Annotated in this window: 16 protein-coding genes; 5 read left to right on the forward strand and 11 right to left on the reverse strand. The window is 66.9% G+C overall.

Features of this window, described 5'->3' with window-relative positions; all coding sequences use genetic code 11:
* Positions 1 to 31: 31 nt before the first annotated feature.
* The 3 genes from Q0996_RS09770 to Q0996_RS09780 form a co-directional block, all read right to left on the reverse strand.
* Positions 32 to 1,504: an aspartyl/asparaginyl beta-hydroxylase domain-containing protein gene (locus tag Q0996_RS09770; protein WP_299618293.1), complete on the reverse strand. Its 1,473-nt coding sequence runs from the start codon at positions 1,502 to 1,504 to the stop codon at positions 32 to 34.
* Between the two features lie 237 nt (positions 1,505 to 1,741).
* Entirely contained in the window at positions 1,742 to 2,386 is a 645-nt protein-coding gene (locus tag Q0996_RS09775; RefSeq protein ID WP_299618296.1) for a hypothetical protein, read from the reverse strand.
* Between the two features lie 226 nt (positions 2,387 to 2,612).
* Positions 2,613 to 3,593 (reverse strand): SMP-30/gluconolactonase/LRE family protein, encoded by a 981-nt coding sequence (locus tag Q0996_RS09780; RefSeq protein ID WP_299618299.1) that lies wholly within the window; start codon positions 3,591 to 3,593, stop codon positions 2,613 to 2,615.
* Between the two features lie 126 nt (positions 3,594 to 3,719).
* Between Q0996_RS09780 and Q0996_RS09785 the strand changes: the two genes are divergently transcribed.
* Entirely contained in the window at positions 3,720 to 4,265 is a 546-nt protein-coding gene (locus Q0996_RS09785) for a DUF924 family protein (RefSeq protein WP_299618302.1), read from the forward strand.
* Between the two features lie 34 nt (positions 4,266 to 4,299).
* On the opposite strand, the gene Q0996_RS09790 is transcribed toward Q0996_RS09785, so the two are convergent.
* Complete coding sequence (locus Q0996_RS09790) at positions 4,300 to 4,935, reverse strand: pyridoxamine 5'-phosphate oxidase family protein (RefSeq protein WP_299618304.1); 636 nt, start codon at positions 4,933 to 4,935, stop codon at positions 4,300 to 4,302.
* Between the two features lie 225 nt (positions 4,936 to 5,160).
* On the opposite strand from Q0996_RS09790, the gene Q0996_RS09795 reads away from it, so the two are divergent.
* Positions 5,161 to 6,150, forward strand: coding sequence for an endonuclease/exonuclease/phosphatase family protein (locus tag Q0996_RS09795; protein ID WP_299618307.1), 990 nt, complete (start codon positions 5,161 to 5,163; stop codon positions 6,148 to 6,150).
* A gap of 91 nt (positions 6,151 to 6,241) precedes the next feature.
* A protein-coding gene (locus tag Q0996_RS09800) for an IS630 family transposase (RefSeq protein ID WP_299618310.1) occupies positions 6,242 to 7,190 on the forward strand; the annotation gives its coding sequence in 2 pieces (ribosomal slippage) (positions 6,242 to 6,577 and positions 6,579 to 7,190; 948 coding nt in all).
* A gap of 158 nt (positions 7,191 to 7,348) precedes the next feature.
* Here Q0996_RS09800 and Q0996_RS09805 read toward each other — a convergent pair.
* The 4 genes from Q0996_RS09805 to wrbA form a co-directional block, all read right to left on the reverse strand.
* Positions 7,349 to 7,810: a hypothetical protein gene (locus Q0996_RS09805; protein WP_299618313.1), complete on the reverse strand. Its 462-nt coding sequence runs from the start codon at positions 7,808 to 7,810 to the stop codon at positions 7,349 to 7,351.
* 199 nt (positions 7,811 to 8,009) lie between these two features.
* The gene (locus Q0996_RS09810) at positions 8,010 to 8,996 is read right to left on the reverse strand and encodes a glutathione S-transferase family protein (RefSeq protein WP_299618316.1); all 987 of its coding nucleotides are present in this window, start codon (positions 8,994 to 8,996) and stop codon (positions 8,010 to 8,012) included.
* A 55-nt stretch (positions 8,997 to 9,051) separates the two neighbouring features.
* Entirely contained in the window at positions 9,052 to 9,750 is a 699-nt protein-coding gene (locus tag Q0996_RS09815; RefSeq protein ID WP_299618319.1) for a pirin family protein, read from the reverse strand.
* A 261-nt stretch (positions 9,751 to 10,011) separates the two neighbouring features.
* Positions 10,012 to 10,614: an NAD(P)H:quinone oxidoreductase gene (gene wrbA, locus Q0996_RS09820; protein ID WP_299618322.1), complete on the reverse strand. Its 603-nt coding sequence runs from the start codon at positions 10,612 to 10,614 to the stop codon at positions 10,012 to 10,014.
* A gap of 132 nt (positions 10,615 to 10,746) precedes the next feature.
* Here wrbA and Q0996_RS09825 point away from each other — a divergent pair, with 132 nt between their 5' ends.
* Together Q0996_RS09825 and Q0996_RS09830 are read left to right on the forward strand one after the other, a co-directional pair.
* Entirely contained in the window at positions 10,747 to 11,679 is a 933-nt protein-coding gene (locus tag Q0996_RS09825; protein ID WP_299618325.1) for a LysR family transcriptional regulator, read from the forward strand.
* A gap of 233 nt (positions 11,680 to 11,912) precedes the next feature.
* Positions 11,913 to 12,455 carry a GNAT family N-acetyltransferase gene (locus tag Q0996_RS09830; RefSeq protein WP_299618328.1) on the forward strand — a complete coding sequence of 181 codons (543 nt, stop codon included), beginning with the start codon at positions 11,913 to 11,915 and terminating at the stop codon, positions 12,453 to 12,455.
* Positions 12,456 to 12,494: 39 nt separating this feature from the next.
* On the opposite strand, the gene Q0996_RS09835 is transcribed toward Q0996_RS09830, so the two are convergent.
* The 3 genes from Q0996_RS09835 to Q0996_RS09845 form a co-directional block, all read right to left on the reverse strand.
* Positions 12,495 to 12,950: a TspO/MBR family protein gene (locus tag Q0996_RS09835; RefSeq protein ID WP_299618331.1), complete on the reverse strand. Its 456-nt coding sequence runs from the start codon at positions 12,948 to 12,950 to the stop codon at positions 12,495 to 12,497.
* Between the two features lie 102 nt (positions 12,951 to 13,052).
* Complete coding sequence (locus Q0996_RS09840) at positions 13,053 to 15,131, reverse strand: hypothetical protein (protein WP_299618334.1); 2,079 nt, start codon at positions 15,129 to 15,131, stop codon at positions 13,053 to 13,055.
* On the reverse strand, positions 15,128 to 16,054 hold a 927-nt coding region (locus Q0996_RS09845), incomplete at its 5' end, for a DUF4159 domain-containing protein (RefSeq protein ID WP_299618337.1). The genes Q0996_RS09840 and Q0996_RS09845, both read right to left, overlap by 4 nt.

Here is a 16,054-nt window from a genome sequence, read left to right on the forward strand (position 1 = left end):
TGATCATGAACGGCGCCTGAACGGCGCGGCCTTATGAGGCCAGGGACCGAATGCTGCTTTCCAGGTCGATGTTCTCGGCCTGCTGACCACAGGATCCGCTATCGGGCAGCGCCCTCCAGTCGAGACCGCCACGAAGGACGCAGGAGCGGAAGTCGTGTCCGCAGCCCGGCAGCACTGCCAGGGAAACCGAGGGTGCGATGCCCCGCGCGATGGCCGCCTGGCGCAGGGCTTCGGTCCAGCGCTTGGCGCGGTCCAGGCGCGTGACGCCCTGTTGCCGGTCGATGTCCTCGCCGCTGCGGGTGTTCTCGTCCGGAAGGTTGTCCAGGGCGCCGACGCAGGCGGTGATGGGCAGGCGCAGAAAGCGGTCGAGCCCCGCGGCCATGCGCGGCCCCCAGTCGTCCTTGCGGCCCGGACGCGCGGCAAGGCCATAGGGAAAGGTGGTGGAATCCGGAAAGGTGTACCAACCCGCCGAGGCCACCGTCAGACGCGACACCATATGCGGATACAGCATGGCAAAGCGATGGGCGAACTGGGCACCGCCGGAGTAGCCGGCAATCTCGATGGTCCGCGTCCGCCAGATGCCCGCCAACCGCAGTTCCGTCAGCAGGGAAAGCAGCGCCAGGTCGGAGCGCTCCTTACGCACCACCTGCTGATAGCGCCGCCAGTTCTTTTCGTCGAACAGCGGAGCGATGACCGGGCGGCCGCTGGCCGCGGCACGGGCGCCGTAGAGCTCGGCCTGGGCCCTGGCGCCCCGCTGGATGCCGTGAACGGCCACCAGCGGCGGCGCGTCCGGGGAGACCTCCTTGGGCAAAGCCAGCCAGCAGGCAAGGGCGTTGCGCCCCTTGGCGGGGCGGAAGCTCAGGGTGAAGTCCGAAGAGGTTTGGAGCGGCTGCGCCAGGGCGGCTGCGGTGGACATGGATTCGCTCTCCTTGCTGCTCGTCTCATCGAGGATCTCGCCGGTGCCGGCTTTCGGCAGCAGGTCGAAAATCATGTGAATGCGGTCCTGATCGCCATCGTTAACGGCTTCGTGGACCTGCTTGTTGTCGAACCACCAGACTTCGCCTTCGCGCATGCGGACCTCCTCGTCACCGGCTTTCAGCCAGGAACCCTGCGTCGACCGCAGGACAAGGTGATAACGGTTACGGGGCCGGTAATATTCCCCGCGATCGATGTGCGGATAGACACGCCCGCCCGCCGGCAGGCAGACGATCTTGGCGCGGCCCAGGAGGCCGTTCTGTTCGGCGGCAAAGGCGCGCAGGAACTGGCAGGCCAGGGGGTAGGTCTTCGACCCACTGGTCCAGCGGCTCTCATGCACGTCGCGGGCCTTACGGCCCTGGACGGCCGATTTGCGGAGGCCACGCAGCGGAATGGCAAGCGACTCGCGCTGGACCTTAACCTTGTCCTGGCGCCCCGTTGCGGCGGTCCAGGCGCCGCCGATGGCTGCGATCTCTTCGAGAAAGGGCTTAGGGTCTATGGCCGTTTTCACGCGCCGGAAGTGTTTCATCGCAAACTCCTGATATGGCAGCAGTGCCTAGGCGCTCCTGTTCCATGGTTGCTTCAACCCCTCCGACGACGCCGCCCCGACGGCGTTTCCATACGACAAGACAGCACCTACATCAGAACTGGACATACACCAATAACTATTTGTTATTTAACGGAATTCCCGATATTCCTTCATGTCCCGTTCGGTGGTTTTTCATCGCGGCTTCAGGTGGCGTTCATGTTGCCGCAGCCGCATCCCTCACGGGGTGCGGATCCAGGCCTCCTGCACCCCGTGGCGCCGGTGCTCTTCGCGGTAGGCCACGGGTCCCTCGCCGGGGGCGTACCAGGTGGTGCGGATGCGCCGGCTGTCGTCGCACGCCACCACATAGGCCGGAGTGGGCTCGAGGCCCGGGCGCAACAGCTCGACGGCGCCGGTCACCTCGCAGCGGGTCTCGCGGCTGTAGCTGCGCCCGCTGTGGGAGACGGCATCACGGTGATAGCGGCCGACCTCGCCCACCTTCAGGGGATAGACGGGATCGAGCTCGCGAACCTTGGCCTGTGCCGTGTGCCAGTTGTTGGAGGTGCCGCAGTTCGCCCAGCTGTCGGAGGGCGAGAACCAGTCGCGGGCCCGGGTCCAGGTGCAGCCGTTGCTCTCGCTGACCCGGATGCCGTTGCCGTAGGCGCGCACCGAAAAGGTCGTGCGGCTGCCGTCGAGCAGGCTGGTGACGGTCATGCTGCGCAGCTCGCCGCTGGCGGGGCGCGCGGCCGGGGCGATGGCGGCCGTCAGGGGCCGCGTCTCCGGCTGTGTTGTGTCGAAGAGCGATGCGATGGACGGAAACTCGAACCCGCCTGCCGAGCAGGCCGCCAGCGGCAGGACGAGCATCAGGGCACAAAGGCGTTTCATCACGGCGTCTCCTGGTTAACGGCCGGTTGAGATCGGCCCGGTCCCCAGGAAAACGGGGGCGCGCAGCGAATATTCCCGCCCCTGCGGAGAAATCGGGGGAGAGTCGCCAAACCCGCAGAAACCCACGGATTCCGATGAGATCGAGAGGCCTCTGCCGATCGCCCCTGTCAGTCGAATTTTAGACAAATGCCCGCCGTTGGCGGGCCGGGCGCGCGCCAGGGCCGGTTCAGGCGGCGTTGAAGTGCCAGTGGACCGGCGGCCTGCCCATCACGCTGGTGCGGAAGAAGGCGATGCGCTCGCCCAGGAGGCAGCCGAGATAGGCCGTGCGCAGGTCGCGGCCGCCGAAGGCGAGGCTCGAGATGCTGCGCAGCTTGCGGCTCTTGATCCCATCGAGGTGCGGTCGGTCCAGGGTGCCGGCCTGGAAGGCGGCCTCGACCGCCTTGAGGTGATCCGGATCGCAATCCTCCAGGATCAACTGCTGGCTACCGTCCGGGGCCACCCGGATGACCCGGTTGCTGACGATGCTGGTGACCCAGAGGTGGTCTTCCATGTCGAAGGCAAGACCGTCGGGAAAGGTGCCCGGGCCGAACTCGGTGATCACTTCCTTGTCCACCAGCTCGCCGTGCTGGCCGATGCGAAAGCGGCTGAGGCGGCGGGCGAAGGTCTCGTTCACGTAGAGCCGCTGACTGCGGCTGTCGATCTGCACCTCGTTGGTGTAGCCCAGGCCGTCGGCGACGATGCGCGGGCCCTTGCCGTCGATCAGCACGATGAAGCCGTCGTCGACATCCGGGCGGTAGCCGAGGGCGCGGGGGCTGCGCCGCGTGGAGACCGTGACCCAGACCCGGCCGCGGTCGTCGATCAGTACGAAGTTGGTGGCCGGCAGATCGACACCGTCGACCTGGCGCAGCACCTCCGACAGCCGGCCGTCGCGGTCGAGGCGGAAGACGCCGCCGGCGTCGTCCAGGTTGGCGATCAGGAAGGAGCCGCCGCGCTGCAGGGCGATGCCGTTGGGCTTGATCGCCTCGGCGCCGCCGGCGGCCTGAAACAACTGGTGGGGGCCGAAGCTGCGGGAGCGGGCCACCCCGCCGCGCCAGTCGGCGCTGAAGATGTCGCCGTTGGCGGTGCAGAGCAGGCATTCCGGCCGCACGAGGCCGGACCCGACCAGGGTCACGTCATCCAGTGACAGGGCCGCTTGGCTGTGGTTCAAAGCACCGTCCTCCGAGAATCCGGAGCGAAGCTACACCAGAGACTCCGAGTCCGCCCAGCCGGAAGCACTGCGGCATAAAGATGCCTCCGGGCGGGCGGAACGGCATCCAAGGAGTGAGACGGTTTCATGACCAGGCCCTTTGACGTCCTCGATTTCTGGTTTGCCGAGGGGCGCGACGCCCAGTGGTTCGGCGGCGGCCCCACCTTCGACGACTTGGTGCGCCAGGCCCTCACACCCGCCTATACCGCCGCGCGCAACGGGGCCTGCGCGGACTGGCGGGAGATGCCGGAGGGCTGCCTGGCGCTCTGCATCCTCCTCGACCAGTACCCGCGCAACGTGTTCCGCGGCACGGCGCGGGCCTTCGCCGACGACCCGGACGCCCTGGCGGTGACCCGCCATGCCCTGAAGCGCGGCTTCGATGCCCACCTCGGCCAGCGCGAGCGCATGTTTCTCTATCTGCCGCTGGAACACAGCGAGGTTATGGCCGACCAGGACGACTGCGTGCGGCTCTTCGCCGGGCTCGATCAGCAGCCGGACTGGCTGCGCTATGCCGAGGCGCACCGCGACATCATCGCCCGCTTCGGCCGCTTCCCCCACCGCAACGAAATCCTCGGGCGCGACTGCACGCCGGAGGAAGAGGCTTTCCTGAAGGAGCCGAACTCGTCGTTCTGACGTTCCACAGGCCGGCCACAGGCCGGAAACTGCCTCAGGGCACCAGCCAGGATGTCCTGAGTTGTCCCTCGGCATCCCAGGCGAAGTTCGCCCGGCGGTGGCCGTGGGGAGTGAGATAGAGCCAGTCCATCTGCCGCAGGCTGCAGACGACGACGGCGAAGTTCACCTTGCCGGAGAGGCTCTGCGCCTCGCTGGGCGCGTGATCCTCCAGGCCGTCCTCCAGGCCGGAGGTCGGCCAGGCCCAGGGCAGGCCCGGTGGGCCGGAGACCATGTAGTCGCGCCGCCGGCTCAGGGGCACCTGTGACCACGCGGCTTCGGCCAGGGCATCGCCGTGATGAATGCGCGCCTCGGCCTGGATACGGATCTGGGTGTCGTCGGCGTGGGAATGAAACAGCAGGCCGACCCGCGGATCGGCCTGGATCTCGCCGATCTTGCGGCTGCGCAGGTCGGTATAGAAGCTGAGCTCCCGCGTCTCCCGCTCGACGCGGCGCAGCACCACGGTGCGCAGGGTGCAGCCCTGGGCGGCGGAGGCGGTGGCCAGCGCCAGCGTGTGGAACTCGTGCTGGGGGTCGGCGGCGCCGTCGACGAGCAGTGCCCAGCACTCGCTGAGCACGGCGCTCAGCCGCGGCTCCTCGTCGGCGGTCCAGATGTCGATCCTGTCCAGGGCCAAGCCGGTCGCTCCCCTTGCCGTCCCGCCGACGGTTACCCCTCAGATGGGGGCCGTGGCGGGTTTCCCTGCCGTCTACTCTAGTCCGCTGGCAAGGCGCAGGACAATGCCCCCGCAATTGTTGGTAGGCGCTCTAACTGCGCTGGATCAAAGGGAAAAGCGGCTACGGCGTGCTAGCGTTCGCCCACACTTTCGGTGACCTCCAGAGGTCCCTCAAGGACGCTTGTCGTGCGCATTGCCACCTTCAACCTGGAGTCCCTCGACCTTGTGCCGGGCGGCGAGGCGGCGCTGGCGCGGCGCATCGCGGTGTTGGCGCCGCTGTTGGATCGTTTGCGGGCCGACGTTCTCTGCCTGCAGGAGGTGAACGCGCAGAAGCGGGGGCTCGCCGCGATGCGCGATCAGGAGGGTCCTTCGAAAAGAGATCCGACGGCCCTGCGGCGCCTCCTGGCGGCCACCGCCTATGCGGACTGTCACTTGGTGACCAGCAGCGGGCCCAGTGGCGAGGGCATGGCCGATGTCCACAACCTGGCCATCGTCAGCCGCTCTCCGGTCCTGGAGACCAGGGAGCTGCGTAACGACCTCGTACCACCCCCGGCCTACCAGGCGGTCACGGCCGAACCGCGGGAGGCGGGCCGGCTCGCCCTGGCCTGGGACCGGCCTTTGCTCTATGCCCTGCTCGCTCTGCCGGACGGCCGGCGCCTGCATGTCATCAATCTGCACCTACGCTCGCCCCTGGCCGCGGCCATCCCCGGGCAGAAGACGGCACCGCTGGTCTGGTCGACGACCGCCGGCTGGGCCGAGGGCTGCCTGGCGGCGACCATCAAGCGCAGCGGCCAGGCGCTGGAGGCGCGCCTGCTGGTGGAGGCTCTGTTCGACGCGGACCCGGAGGCGCTGATCGCCGTCTGCGGCGATCTCAACGCGGCGCTCGAGGAAACGCCAGGGCGCATCCTCCGCGCGACGGTGGAGGACAGCGGCAACTCCGCCCTGGCCTCACGGGTGCTCGATCCATTGGAAGAAGACCTGCCGGCGGAGCGGCGCTTCAGCGTGATCCACGGCGGCCGGCCGCTGTTGCTCGACCACATCCTGGTCTCACCGGCCCTCAAGGCCGCCCACCGCTCCATCGAAGCCCTCAACGACGGCCTGCCCGACGAACAATCGATGACCCCCGACGACCCCCGCTCCAACCACGCCCCGCTGGTGGCGGGATTTGATCTCTAGAGCGTTTCCTGATTTGATAGAATCGATTAGGGATTCCCAAAGGAGCAGGGTTGTGATTCAAGTAGCTGCTGGGCTAAGGAGGCCAGCGGTTATGACCCGAGCCTATTCCTTAGATCTTCGAGAGCGTGTTGTGGGCGCTGTTTTGGAGGGCGAGCCGACCCGCTCGGTTGCCAAGCGCTTTGGCGTGGCGGTGTCTTCGGTGGTGAAGTGGTCGCAGCGCTACCGCGAGACAGGCAGCCTCGCCCCGGGCAAGATGGGTGGTCACCGCCGCCGGGTTCTCGAGCCTTACCGCGACTTCATCGTCGAGCGGATCAAGCAGACACCGCATCTGACCTTGCACCGCCTCAAGGACGACCTGGCCACGCAAGGCGTGGTGGTGTCCCATAACACGGTCTGGGAGTTCCTGCGCCGCGAAGGCCTGAGCTTCAAAAAAAACGCTGTTCGCCGTTGAGCAGAGCCGGGCGGACGTCGCGCGCAGGCGGCAGCGCTGGAAAGCCTGGCAAGGCCGTCTCGATCCGCATCGGCTGGTGTTCATTGATGAAACCTGGATCAGGACCACCATGGTGCCTTTGCGCGGCTGGGGGCCGAAAGGCAAGCGGCTGCGCGGCTTGGCACCCCAGGGACGCTGGCGCACCCTGACCTTTCTAGGGGCACTGCGCTGCGACCGGCTCACCGCGCCCTGCGTCTTCGACGGCCCGATCAATGGCCAATGCTTCCGTGCCTATGTCGATCAGCAACTCCTGCCAACACTCAAGCCCGGCGATATCGTCGTCCTCGACAATCTCGGCTCTCACAAATCCAAGGCTGTCCGTCAGGCCATCCGCGCTGCCGGCGCAAAGCTCTGGTTCCTGCCCAAATACTCGCCTGACCTCAACCCCATCGAACAGACCTTCGCTCAGATCAAGCACTGGATGCGCCAGGCCCAAAAGCGAACCATAGAAGACACTTGGCGCCACCTCGGATATCTCCTCGGCACCATCCAGCCAAACGAATGCGCCAACTACCTCATCAATGCTGGATACGCTTCCGTCAAAACATGAAACGCTCTAGGTAAACCCGTCATGCTCGGACTTGTTCCGAGCATCCATGGAGGGGTCGGATTATTGGCTTTGGAGAGAATGCGGCGAGCTGGTTGATCCAAGCATTGTGGGCTCGATCTCCTAGGAAACAGGAGGGAATCACAACCTACTGAAACCGCTCAACTCTTCTCGGGTTGGGCTCTGAGAAGATCGAATGCTCCCTGGAATTGCTCCCACTTTGGGCGTGGTTTCACCGTTCCATCTCTGTGTGTGTTGGTGAGATCAAGTCGATACTTGCCCTCGGCCTTGCCTGATTTTCCGACATTGGCTTTGTCAACAATCGTCAACGAAGGCATGACCCAGTAAGTGTCCGCTGCTTCGGAATAGAAGATGAAGAAAAAGTTCGGTCGAGGGTCCTTTATTACCATCGCTGCGAAAGTGCCGGGGTGTTTCGCTGTCTTGGAGCGAGCCTTTATCTGGACGTCAATGTACCGAGGCGGTGCATCCTCCAACCGAACGATGCAATCAATCTGCTGATCGTCCACCAAGGTCATGTAGACATCAAAACCTCGCTTAAGTAACTCAGCGACCGCAATGTATTCCTGCCGTTTTCCGAACGAAGCGCTGTCTCGAAAAGCCATGCAAAAAACATTACATGAGTATTGGCCGTGCGAAACGCGATTTCCAAAGACTATGGATGCGAACGTACGAACACGTCGGAACGACCGGAAACGGAACTCGATTAAGCTAAATCGAGGCCCGAGTCTCGGTTTTCCATGGGCCCTCGGGACAAGCCCGAGGGTGACGGCAGAGACTGATGCCCGATTGAGTGCTCTGGCTTCAGGCTGCCTTCAGGCGGTCGCGGGTATGCGGCTGGGTGAAGTCGATGGCCGGGCCCTTGGGGACGATGCGGGTCGGGTTGATGCTTTCGTGGCTGCCGTAGTAGTGCTGCTGGATGTGAAAGAGGTCGACGGTCTCGGCGACGCCCGGCACTTGGTAGAGCTCGCGGGTGTAGTCCCAGAGGTTGGGGTAGTCGATGAGGCGCCGGCGGTTGCACTTGAAGTGGCCGTGGTAGACCGGATCGAAACGGACCAGGGTGGTGAAGAGGCGCCAGTCCGCCTCGGTGATCTGGTCGCCGGCGAGATAGCGCTGGCGTGACAGACGCTCTTCCAGATCGTCGAGCGTCGCAAAAAGCGCGTCGAAGGCCTCCTCGTAAGCCTCCTGCGTCGTCGCGAAGCCGCACTTGTAGACGCCGTTGTTCACGCTGTCGTAGATCGGCTGGTTGATGGCATCGATCTCTTCGCGCAGCGCCTCGGGATAGAGATCGAGGGTCGAGCCGGTGAGGCCGTCGAAGGCGCTGTTGAACATGCGGATGATCTCCGCCGACTCGTTGCTGACGATGGTCTGGCGCTCTTTGTCCCAGAGCACCGGCACCGTGACCCGGCCCGTATACTGTGGATCGGCCTTTGTGTAGATCTGGTGGAGGCGGCCGGCGCCGTTCAGCGGGTCGCCGGTGGCGCCGCGCCCCTCCTCGAAGGTCCAACCCTCTGCCCCCATGTGCCAGTGCACCACGGAAACCGGGACGATTTCCTCCAGGCCCTTCAGCTTCCGCACGATGAGGGTGCGGTGGGCCCAGGGGCAGGCGAGGGAGACGTAGAGGTGGTAGCGCCCGGCCTCCGCCTTGAAGCCGGACTCGCCGCTGGGGCCGGCGCTGCCGTCGGCGGTGATCCAGTTGCGGAAGGCGCTCTCCTTGCGCTGGAAGCGCCCGCCGCTCGCCTTGGTGTCGTACCAGCGGTCTTGCCAGACCCCATCCACCAGCAGGCCCATCTTCAATCTCCTTCGTTATGTATTTCGCCGCCGCTGCGCCGACAGGCGCGAACCATCACGCCACATCGGCCAGCAGGATTTCCGCTTCTTCTTCCGCCGTGATGGTCACTTCTTCGACGCCGCTGACCACCACGCCGTCGCGCGGCCCGGCGGACTCCTCGTTCACCGTGATGCGGCCCTTGGCCGGCACCAGATAAAGCTTACGCCCGGCCTCCAGGCGATGAGTGACGGACTGGCCGGCCGCCAGGGTCGCGCCCAGGATGGCCGCGTCCTGGTGGATCGGCAGCGCGCCCTCGTGGTCCTTACGTCCAGAGGCCAGGGCCACCAGTTCCCCCGCGCGCTCGCCCTTGGGGAAGGCGCGGGTCTCCCAGCGCGGCTCGGCGCCGCGCAGGGCCGGCTCGATCCAGATCTGGAAGATCTGCGTCGGGTCCTCTTCCTCGTTGAACTCCGCATGCATGATGCCGCGGCCGGCGGACATCACCTGCACGTCGCCGGCCTCGGTGCGCCCGCGGTTGCCGAGGTGGTCCTGGTGGGTGATGGCGCCCTCGCGCACATAGGTGATGATCTCCATGTCGCGGTGGCCGTGCATGTCGAAGCCGCTGCCGGGGCGGATGGTGTCGTCGTTCCACACCCGCAGCGTGCCGACGCCCATATGAGCCGGGTCGTAGTATTCGGCAAAGCTGAAGTGATAGCGCGCCGAAAGCCAGTCGTTCTGGAAACGGCCGAGCGCGTCGAAGGGTTTGATCTCGATCATCGTCTTTGTCCCGAGTACTTTGGGTGTCTGTAACCCTGCTCCAAAATGAATCCGTGTCCGACAAAGGGCTCTCGCCCTCTGGCCTCCCCGATCTTCATTGCCGGACTTGTTCCGGCAATCCATGGGGGTTCGAGGCTCGGTTCTTCCATGGATCCCCGAAGAAGAGATGGGGGACAAGCCCGAGGCTGACGATGTAAATAGGGGCGGCTTTGGCAAACCATTGAAATCAGATCATTCATTTCGAGTCAGACTATGTGATCCCTAGCCCGCCAGCTTCTTGGCGATCTCCGCCACGTGGCGGCCCTGGAAGCGGGCCATCCCCAGCTCCTTCTCGCTGACCTGGCGGCTGCCGTCGCCGGCGGCAATCGTCGTGGCGCCGTAGGGCGACCCGCCGGCGATCTCGTCCAGGGTCATCTGCTCCTGGCAGCTATAGGGCAGGCCGACCACAACCATGCCCTGATGGAACAGGGTCGTGTGGAAGGAGGTGATGGTCGTCTCCTGGCCGCCGTGCTGTGTGGCGGTGGAGACGAAGACGCTGCCCACCTTGCCGATCAGCGCGCCTTTCATCCAGAGGCCGCCGGTCTGGTCGAGGAAATTGCGCATCTGGGAGGCCATGTTGCCGAAGCGCGTCGGCGTGCCGAAGAGGATGGCGTCGTAGTCCGCCAGTTCGCCCGGCTCGGCGATGGGGGCGGCCTGGTCCAGCTTCACCCCGGCATTCCGGGCGACCTCCTCGGGCATCAGCTCGGGCACTCGTTTCACCGTGACCTCGACACCGTCCACTTCGCGGGCGCCCTCGGCCACGGCGCCGGCCATGGTTTCGACGTGTCCGTAGCTGCTGTAGTAGAGAACCAGAACCTTGGTCATCGCTGGATGCCCCCTTGCTTGGATTGGCGCGCGCCGGCGCGCCTTCGATGCGATGACCCTTACCTAATGTGTTCTCTTTCGGATATTAATATGGTATTCGAGAACAGGATTGTTTCTCATAGGAAACAATAGATGCCCCGTCTCGACGCTATGGAGGTCTTCGCCGAGGTGGTGGAGGCCGAGAGCTTCTCCGGCGCCGCCCGCGCCCTGGGGATTAGCAAGTCGGCGGTCTCCAAGCAGATCGGCCGGCTGGAGGATCGCCTGGGGGTGCGCCTCCTGAACCGCACCACCCGCCGGCTCTCCCTCACCGAGGCGGGGGCCGGCTACTACGAGGCCAGCCGCCGGGTGCTGGACGAGGCCCTGGCGGCGGAGACCGCGGTCAGCAGCCTGGCGGCAGCGCCGCGCGGCCTCCTGAAACTGAATGCCCCCATGTCCTTCGGCTTCCTGCACCTGGCAAAGGCGATCCCCGCGTTCCACGCCCGCCATCCGCAGATCGTCATCGACGCGGCGATGAACGACCGCTTCGTCGACCTGGTGGAGGAGGGTTACGACCTCGCCATCCGCATCAGCGAGCTGCGGGATTCCAGCCTCATCGCCCGCCGCCTGGCGCCCAGCCGCACCGTGCTCTGCGCCAGCCCGGACTATCTGGCGCGGCGCGGCGAACCGCGCCAGCCGCAGGATCTGAAGGACCACGACTGCCTGATCTACTCCGCCATCGACCTGCCGCAGGAATGGCGCTTTGCCGGGCCCAACGGCCCGGTCCGGGTGAAGGTGAAGGGCCCCTTCCAGGCCAACAACGGCGATGCGCTCTGCAGCGCCGCCATGGCGGGCATGGGCATCGTGCGGCTGCCCACCTTCATCGCCGGCGAACATCTGGTCGCCGGACGGCTGGTGCCGGTGATGTGCGGCTTTCCGGCGGGCGAGCAGGGGATCTATGCCGTCTATCCCCACAGCCGCAACCTCTCCGCCAAGGTGCGCGCCTTCGTCGACTTCCTGGCCGAGCGCTTCGGCCCCGAGCCCTACTGGGACCGCGGTCTGGAGGCGCTGCTGACGGCACAGGCGTGACCGACGTCCGTGCGCGAGGAGACTGGAAAGCCGCATCGAACTGTGTTAAGGCAGATCGCCGTGGCGGGCGTTAAACCCCCGCGATGGTTGGATTTCAAGGAAGGACGATCCCTTGCCAGACCAGGAGAGACTGCGACGACGACGCTGAGCCCCGCGCCTTTCGCGCGCGCTGACGCCTGCGCCTGCAGTTTTCCTGCGCCGTTCCGAGGAGCGGCCAGCCTGGAAGAGAGATCATGACCTTCACCCTTGTGCCCGAGCGGCCCGACGACGCCGCCCTCAACGCCCCCCTCCTGGACCGGACCTTCGGCTTCGACCGCACGCGGCGCACCGTCTATCGCCTGCGCGAGGGCATCGAGCCGCTTGCCGAGTTGAGCTTCTCCGCGGTCGCCGACGACGGCGGGCTGTTGGGCTCGATCCGCTACTGGCCCATTGAGATCGCCGGCACGCCGGCCATTCTCCTGGGTCCCCTGGCGGTGGAGCCGGCGCTGCAGGGCCAGGGCATCGGCAAGGCGCTGGTGGGCTACAGCCTGGATGCGGCCCGGCGCCAGGGCCATGAGATCTGCGTGGTGGTGGGCGATCCCAACTACTACCGGCCCTTCGGCTTCATCTCCGCCGCGGCCCAGGGCCTCTCGCTGCCGGGCCCGGTGGAGCCGGAGCGCTTTCAGGTCCTGGCCCTGGTGGACGGCGCGCTGGAGGAGGTCTATGGCGTCATCGCCCGCAGCCGGACCCCCGCCGCCCCCCGGTCCCGGAGGCGCCTTCGCCGCTCCGTCGCCTGAAGCGGAAGGCGCTTAGGAAGACGGCAACCGGAAAGCGCTCTAACCGTTGAGTTGCCAGATGGCGGCGTTGAGCGCGGTGGCGTAGCCGAGCCAGAGGATGTAGGGCAGGAACAGCCAGCCCGCCACCCGGGAGATTTTCGCAAAGCTCAGGGTCGTCGCCACCACCGCGCCGATCAGGCCGGCGATGACCAGGAGGCCCAGCAGGGGATCCCGCAACCCGAAGAAAGCGGCCGACCAGAGTACGTTGAGGCCGAGCTGCAGGAAAAAGAGGCCCAGCGGCAGCCGCCGCGCGCCGCGCCCGGCTTCCTTCCAGATCAGCCAGGCAGCAATGCCGATGGCCAGATAAATCAGGGTCCAGGCGATGGGGAAGGCCAGGTTGGGCGGGGTCCAGGCCGGCTTGACGAGGCTGGGGTACCACTCGGCCAGGGAGGGCTCGGTGATATAGGCCCCCAGCCGCCCGGCCAGCAGGCAGATGATGACGAAGACGAGTAGCATGATGGGGCTCGTCAACGGGTCGAGATGCCTGGGCCGCTGCATGGAAACTCTGTGCGCCTGGTACCGACGTCGATTGAAGGGTTCAGCTCGGTAGAACGATGCCTAGCGCCCTTCGCGCTGCCAGGCAAGGACCGCGGTGGCGAGGGCCAGGCAGAGGACCAGCAGGGCCGGCAGCAGGGGGATCTGCAGCACGCCGGTGACGACGTAGCCGCCGCCGCTCTTGATGCCGATCCAGTTGCGCCCGAAGCGGTCGCGGCTGCCGCCCACCTTGCGCAGCTCCGGCAGGTCGAGCCCGGCAAGGCGGCGCACGGTGCCTCGGCTCTCCCGGGTCAGGGGTTCGACCAGGGCGCCGGTAGAGCGCGGGTCGCGCAGCTCCAGCGGATTGAGCGGGCCGGCGGCGGCCAGGGTGGTCAGGACGCCGTCGGTGATGCGGTAGAGGCCGTTCTCGCTGGCGGTCAGGCGCGCGACGGCCCGGCCCGGGCCGTCCGGGATCAGCGGCAGGCTGCGGATCTCGCCGGAGGGCAGGGTGACCGTCACCTCCGGCAGGGCCTCGGTCAGCGAGCGCCGGGTGATCAGCAGTTGGGCACCGCGGACCAGGGCCCGCAGGTCCTCCTCCTCCAGGTCCGGTTCCTTCATCAGCCAATGGGAGATGCGGCGCAGCAGCTCCGCCTGGGGCCCGCCGCCTTCGAAGCCGCGGGACCAGAGCCACATGTGGTCGCTCATCAACTGGGCCACGCGCCCCTCGCCGACGCGGTCGAGTACCAGCAGCGGCCGGTCTTCGATGCCCTGCATGACGATGACACCGCTGTTGCGGTCGGCGTCGACCTGGCGGAACCAGCGCCCCCAGGGCGGGGTCTGCACGTCTTCGGCGCGGTCGTCCAGCTCGGCGGTCACCGGATGGCGCTGGCCGACGTCGGTGATCTGAGGGTGAAAGCCGTTCTCGAAGATGGCGCCGGTGGGCTCCGCCGGCAGCACCCGGCCCAGGGGCGTGCGATAGAGCGACAGCGGGGTGGCGAAGGTGGGCCCCACGGCCTCCAGCAGGGCGCCGCCCTTCTCCACGTAGTCGGCGACGTTCTCCAGGTAGATGCTGGGCAGCACCCCGCGGCGGCGGTAGCGGTCGAAGATGATCAGGTCGAACTCGTCGAGCTTCACCTCGAAGAGCTCGCGGGTGGGAAAGGCGATCAGCGAAAGCTCGCGGATCGGCGTGCCATCCTGCTTCTCCGGCGGGCGCAGAATGGTGAAGTGCACGAGGTCCACCGAGGGGTCGGACTTCAGGATGTTGCGCCAGGCGCGTTCCCCGGCGTGGGGTTCGCCGGAGACCAGCAGCACACGCAGGCGGTCGCGTACGCCGTTCACCACCACCGCGGCCCGGTTGTTGGCCAGGGTCAGCTCCTGTGGGCCCGGTTCCACCTCGATCTCCAGGACGCTGGGGCCCCGGTGGTCCAGCTCGAAGGCGACCTCTTCCTCGACCCCGATGCGCGCGCTGACGCTCTGGCTCTCGCGGCCGTCCTGGCGCAGGCTGACCCGCGCCGAGCCGCCGGGGCTGCCGCTGATCAGATCGTCGATGCGCAGCTTCAGGGTCAGTTGGTCGCCGACGATGCCGAAGCTGGGCGCCTGGGTCACCACCAGCCGGCGGTCGCCTTCCTCCTCCTCGCCGGTCAGCAGCAGATGGACCGGTGCCTCGATCCCGAGGCTCTCCACGGACTCCGGCAGATCGTGGATCTGTCCGTCGCTCACCAGGATGACCCCGGCGACCCGCTGGCGCGGCACCTTGGCCAGGCCCTGGCGCAGGGCGCCGAACAGCCGGGTGCCCTCGATGTCAGGGGCGCCGCGGCTGTCGCCGGCGCGGATCAGGCGCACCTCGGTATCGCTGAGACTGCCGAGCGCGTCCATCAGGTGCGCTACGGCGGCTTCGGTCTGCTGGCGCCGCTCGCCGATGGCCTGGCTGGCGCTCTCGTCGACGACGACGAAGGCGACATCGCTCAGTGGGTCGCGCTGCTCCTCGATCAGGGAGGGATTGGCCAGCGCCAGCAGCAGGATCGCGAAAGCCGCGGCGCGCCAGAACACCCCCGGCGCGCGGCGCCAGAGGGCAAGGGCGAGAAGCAGGACGGCGAGACCCGCAAGCGCCATGAGCAGCGCTTCCGGCAGCAGAGGGGCCCAGTGAACCGAGAGCGCCGTCATTGGCCGAGCCGTTCCAGGATGAAGGGGATGTGGACCTGGTCGGCCTTGTAGTTGCCGGTCAGGGCGTACATCACCAGGTTGACGCCGAAGCGATAGGCCAGCTCACGCTGGCGCGGGCCGCCGGGCACGACAGCCATCAGCGGGCGGCCCAGGCGGTTCACGGCCCAGGCGCCGGCCCAGTCGTTGCTGCCGATCAGCACCGAGGCAACGCCGTCGTTGATGTTCTCGCTCTGCGCCTCAAGCCACAGCGAGCCGCCGGAGAAGCGACCGGGAAACTCCTCCATCAGGTAGAAGGACTTGCGCAGCACGTGGTCGGCAGGCACCGGCTCCAGCGGCGGGATCGAAAGGCCCCGGGTCAGGCGCTGCAGGTTCTGGGTGCCCTGGCTCGCCGCGCCGAAAAGCTGCATGCCGCTGCTGGCTTCGCGCAGATCGAACAGGATGGTGCCGCCGTTGGCGAGGTAGTGGTTGACCTGTTCCACCGCGGCCGCATCCAGGTCGGGCTGGGCGGCGGTGATCGGCCAGTAGACCAGGGGATAGAACGACAGCTCGTCGCGGCCGAGCACGATGCCCAGCGGCGGGCCCGCTTCCACGGAGGTGCGCCGCTCCAGAACCCGCGTCAGCCCCGTCAGGCCGGCCCGGCTGATCTCGTCGACGTCGCCGATGCCGGTCTCGACGAAGGCGAGGCGGGTCATCAGGGTCGCTTCCAGGGCCCGCCGGTCGTCGGTCGCCGTAGCTTGCCCTTGCGCCATGGCGCCGGATGAAAAGACCAGGCTGGCAAGTCCGAGACAGAGGGCGAGCGCTGCCGCACTGCTGGCCGCTCCGGTGGCGGTTCGGCCTGGGACCGGCAGCAGGCCGCGCATCAAGAGCGAAATCAGCAGGTCCGCCATCGCCAGGATCAGCGCCGCGGCCAGCAGCCAGGGCTT

It is taken from the genome of Pelagibius sp., from assembly GCF_028289705.1.
Taxonomy (GTDB): domain Bacteria; phylum Pseudomonadota; class Alphaproteobacteria; order Kiloniellales; family Kiloniellaceae; genus Pelagibius.

What these genes read in the sequence shown, in the direction of transcription:
- Q0996_RS09770 (WP_299618293.1), bottom strand. Translation starts at nt 1,504, where the DNA reads ATGAAACACTTCCGGCGCGTGAAAACGGCCATAGACCCTAAGCCCTTT.
- Q0996_RS09775 (WP_299618296.1), bottom strand. Translation starts at nt 2,386, where the DNA reads ATGAAACGCCTTTGTGCCCTGATGCTCGTCCTGCCGCTGGCGGCCTGC.
- Q0996_RS09785 (WP_299618302.1), top strand. Translation starts at nt 3,720, where the DNA reads ATGACCAGGCCCTTTGACGTCCTCGATTTCTGGTTTGCCGAGGGGCGC.
- Q0996_RS09805 (WP_299618313.1), bottom strand. Translation starts at nt 7,810, where the DNA reads ATGGCTTTTCGAGACAGCGCTTCGTTCGGAAAACGGCAGGAATACATT.
- Q0996_RS09810 (WP_299618316.1), bottom strand. Translation starts at nt 8,996, where the DNA reads ATGGGCCTGCTGGTGGATGGGGTCTGGCAAGACCGCTGGTACGACACC.
- Q0996_RS09815 (WP_299618319.1), bottom strand. Translation starts at nt 9,750, where the DNA reads ATGATCGAGATCAAACCCTTCGACGCGCTCGGCCGTTTCCAGAACGAC.
- wrbA (WP_299618322.1), bottom strand. Translation starts at nt 10,614, where the DNA reads ATGACCAAGGTTCTGGTTCTCTACTACAGCAGCTACGGACACGTCGAA.
- Q0996_RS09825 (WP_299618325.1), top strand. Translation starts at nt 10,747, where the DNA reads ATGCCCCGTCTCGACGCTATGGAGGTCTTCGCCGAGGTGGTGGAGGCC.
- Q0996_RS09830 (WP_299618328.1), top strand. Translation starts at nt 11,913, where the DNA reads ATGACCTTCACCCTTGTGCCCGAGCGGCCCGACGACGCCGCCCTCAAC.
- Q0996_RS09835 (WP_299618331.1), bottom strand. Translation starts at nt 12,950, where the DNA reads ATGCTACTCGTCTTCGTCATCATCTGCCTGCTGGCCGGGCGGCTGGGG.
- Q0996_RS09840 (WP_299618334.1), bottom strand. Translation starts at nt 15,131, where the DNA reads ATGACGGCGCTCTCGGTTCACTGGGCCCCTCTGCTGCCGGAAGCGCTG.